We start from the raw sequence: 2,934 nt of genomic DNA on the forward strand, positions 1-2,934 counted from the left end.
CCCCACCCCCGCCGCCCAAAGGCTGATGTCGTATTCTCGCCAGCCGCACCCACCCCCGGTGACCGATGCTGGAGCAATGCGCAACGGAATGCACGCCGACAGGGACCGCTGCCTACGCGCCGTCCAATCCAAGGACGCGCGGTTCGACGGCTGGTTCTTCACCGCCGTCCTGACCACCCGCATCTACTGCCGCCCGAGCTGCCCGGTCGTACCGCCGAAGCCCGAGAACATGGTGTTCCACCCCAGCGCGGCCGCCTGCCAGCAGGCCGGATTCCGCGCCTGCAAACGCTGCCGCCCGGACACCAGCCCCGGTTCCCCGGAGTGGAACCACCGCGCCGACCTGGTCGCCCGCGCCATGCGCCTGATCGGCGACGGCGTCGTGGACCGCGAGGGCGTACCCGGCCTCGCCGCCCGCCTCGGCTACAGCACCCGCCAGATCGAGCGCCAGCTCCTCGCCGAGCTGGGCGCCGGCCCGCTCGCGCTGGCCCGCGCGCAGCGCGCCCAGACCGCCCGGCTCCTGGTCGAGACGACCACCCTCCCGATGGCACAGATCGCCTTCGCCGCGGGCTTCTCCTCGATCCGCACGTTCAACGACACCGTGCGCGAGGTCTACGCCCTGTCCCCGAGCGAGCTGCGCGCCCGTCTGCCCCGCAAGGGCGCGCCGGCCGCCGCGCCCGGCGCACTGGCCCTGCGGCTGCCGTTCCGCGCGCCGCTCAACCCCGACAACCTCTTCGGCCATCTGGCGGCGACCGCCGTGCCGGGCGTGGAGGAGTGGCGCGACGGCGCGTACCGCCGCACCCTGCGCCTGCCGTACGGCCACGGGATCGCCGCGCTCACCCCGCAGCCGGACCACATCGCCTGCCGGCTCACCCTGAGCGACCTGCGGGACCTGCCCGTGGCGATCAGCCGCTGCCGCCGGATGCTCGACCTGGACGCCGACCCGGAGGCGGTCGACGGGCGGCTGCGCACCGACCCGGTGCTCGCGCCGCTGGTCGACAAGGCGCCGGGCCGCCGGGTGCCGCGCACGGTGGACGAGGCCGAGTTCGCGGTCCGCGCCGTGCTCGGACAGCAGGTGTCCACGGCCGCGGCCCGCACCCACGCGGGCCGCCTGGCAGCGGCGCACGGCGAACCCGTCGACGACCCCGAGGGCGGTCTCAGCCACCTCTTCCCGTCCCCCGAGGCGCTGGCGGCCCTCGACCCCGAAGCCCTGGCCATGCCCCGCACCCGTCGTGCCACCCTGACCAACCTGGTGGGCCAACTGGCCGACGGATCGCTCCACTTGGGCGTGGAGAGCGACTGGGAGGAGACCCGGGCCCGGCTGCTCGCGCTGCCCGGCTTCGGCCCCTGGACCGCCGACGTGATCGGTATGCGCGCCCTGGGCGACCCGGACGCCTTCCTCCCCACCGACCTGGGCATCCGCAGGGCCGCACAGGAACTGGGCCTGCCCTCCACCCCGGCCGCCCTCACCGCCCGCGCGGCCGGCTGGCGCCCCTGGCGGGCCTACGCGGTCCAGTACCTCTGGGCGACCGACACCCACCCGATCAACTTCCTCCCGATCTGACGGCACGACAAGGACGACGTACCCATGAAGCAGCACACGGTCATCGACAGCCCCTACGGCCCGCTCACCCTCGTCGCCGAGGACGGCGTCCTGTGCGGCCTGTACATGACCGACCAGCGCCACCGCCCGGCGGAGGAGACGTTCGGCGAACAGGACGACACCCCGTTCGCCGAGGCCGAGGAACAACTCGCGGCGTACTTCGCGGGCGAGTTGAAGGAATTCACCCTCCCACTGACCCTGCGAGGAACCCCGTTCCAGCAACGCGTGTGGGAACAACTCCGCCTGATCCCCTACGGCGAGACCCGCTCCTACGGCCAACTCGCCGACGCCCTTGGCTCCCCGGGCGCCTCCCGCGCCGTCGGCCTCGCCAACGGCCGCAACCCGATCGGCATCATCGTCCCCTGCCACCGAGTGGTCGGCGCGAGCGGCAGCCTCACCGGCTACGGCGGCGGCCTGGACCGCAAGAAGCGCCTCCTGGACTTCGAGAGCACGGCAGCCCTCTTCTAGCCCTCAAGCCCTCAAGCCCTCTAGGCCGACGCCTCACGCAGGCCACGCAGAATCCTGGGCAACGAGGTGCCGATCGGCTCCCTGACGACCTCGTCGGCGAGATCGTCGTACGGCGTCGGCTCGGCGTTGACGATGACGAGCCGCGCCCCGTGCTCGCCGGCCACCCCGGCGAGCGCGGCGGCGGGCTGCACCTGGAGGCTGGTGCCGACGGCGATGAACACCTGGCACGCCTTGCTGATGGCCATCGCGTCCCCGAGCACGACCGGGTCGAGCCGCTCCCCGAACATCACGGTCGCCGACTTGAGGATGCCGCCGCACTCCAGACAGGCCGGATCGTCCTCGCCGGTGTCGACCCGGGCGAGCGCGTCCTCCATCGGCCCGCGCGCATGACACGTCGTACAGACGAAACTCCGCGCGGAGCCGTGCAGTTCGAGCACCTTGCGGGCGGGCATCCCGGCGAGCTGGTGCAGTCCGTCGACGTTCTGCGTGATCACCCGCACCGGCACCCCGGACTTCTCCAGCTCGGCGACGGCCAGGTGCGCGGCGTTCGGCTCGGCCTGGAGCGCCTGGGTCTTGCGCCGCATCTGCCAGGAACGCCGCCGGATCTCCGGATCCCCCATGTAGTACTCGTACGTCACCAGCTTCTCGGCTTCCGGATCCCGCCGCCAGAGCCCGTTGGGGCCGCGATAATCGGGAATCCCGGAGTCGGTGGAGATGCCTGCCCCGCTGAGCAGGGCGACGAGGGGCCTGGTCATAGGGTCGAGGGTAGGGCGGGGGACTTCGTGGGGCGAATGAAAATCGGGTGGCGGCCTGGGAGGGGGAGGAGCCCATGGGGGAGCGGGTTGTTGTGGTGAGTGGGGCCACCG

General features: G+C 72.7%; 3 protein-coding genes. 2 read left to right on the forward strand and 1 reads right to left on the reverse strand.

Annotated features, from left to right (window positions below; genetic code table 11):
- Positions 1 to 76 precede the first annotated feature (76 nt).
- Both WN71_RS32110 and WN71_RS32115 read left to right on the forward strand, forming a co-directional pair.
- Entirely contained in the window at positions 77 to 1,561 is a 1,485-nt protein-coding gene (locus WN71_RS32110; protein WP_276208140.1) for a DNA-3-methyladenine glycosylase 2, read from the forward strand.
- Between the two features lie 24 nt (positions 1,562 to 1,585).
- Entirely contained in the window at positions 1,586 to 2,068 is a 483-nt protein-coding gene (locus WN71_RS32115; RefSeq protein WP_046582175.1) for a methylated-DNA--[protein]-cysteine S-methyltransferase, read from the forward strand.
- Between the two features lie 20 nt (positions 2,069 to 2,088).
- Here the strand turns inward: WN71_RS32115 and WN71_RS32120 are convergent, their stop codons facing one another.
- A complete protein-coding gene (locus WN71_RS32120) occupies positions 2,089 to 2,823 on the reverse strand; it encodes an SIR2 family NAD-dependent protein deacylase (protein ID WP_046582177.1) in 735 nt (244 codons plus the stop codon).
- Between the last annotated feature and the right edge of the window lie 111 nt (positions 2,824 to 2,934).

This window comes from Streptomyces mangrovisoli (genome assembly GCF_000974985.2).
GTDB lineage: Bacteria > Actinomycetota > Actinomycetes > Streptomycetales > Streptomycetaceae > Streptomyces > Streptomyces mangrovisoli.

Excerpts from the sequence above, each read along its gene's own strand:
- WN71_RS32115 (WP_046582175.1), top strand. The coding sequence starts at position 1,586 with ATGAAGCAGCACACGGTCATCGACAGCCCCTACGGCCCGCTCACCCTC.
- WN71_RS32120 (WP_046582177.1), bottom strand. The coding sequence starts at position 2,823 with ATGACCAGGCCCCTCGTCGCCCTGCTCAGCGGGGCAGGCATCTCCACC.
- WN71_RS32110 (WP_276208140.1), top strand. The coding sequence starts at position 77 with ATGCGCAACGGAATGCACGCCGACAGGGACCGCTGCCTACGCGCCGTC.